The sequence below is a fragment of the Helicobacter sp. MIT 14-3879 genome, from assembly GCF_003364125.1.
Genome location: NZ_NXLP01000210.1, coordinates 1 through 355 on the forward strand (window position 1 = coordinate 1; position 355 = coordinate 355).

At 23.9% G+C, this 355-nt stretch carries 1 pseudogene; it reads right to left on the reverse strand.

Features of this window, described 5'->3' with window-relative positions:
- Positions 1-270, reverse strand: a pseudogene (locus CQA44_RS13395) (hypothetical protein); the annotation flags it as partial.
- Between the last annotated feature and the right edge of the window lie 85 nt (positions 271-355).

A 355-nucleotide genomic window follows, 5' to 3' on the forward strand; every position in this document is an offset into this window, starting at 1 on the left:
CCAATTTACATAAAATATTATTTTCTCAATATTGTCTCTTTTTACATTATTATTTTTAAAAACAAAGCGGAATGATGAAAATATCCTATCATAATATTTTTCAATTTTATAAAAATGTTCTCCCGAATCATTTAGTTGTAAGTTATCTTGTATATAATTCCAATCTAATTTATCCAAGCTTGTATCAAAATAACTTAAAACTTTATTATAATATTCCTCATCTAGTTTTCCACCATTATGCTGATATATTTCAGGATCTAATTTGCACATATTCCTAAATTGCCAAAAGCTAGGTTCTAAATAATAAGAATAGGGAGTATAGTAAAATATGATTAATCCTATACCTCCAATAAAT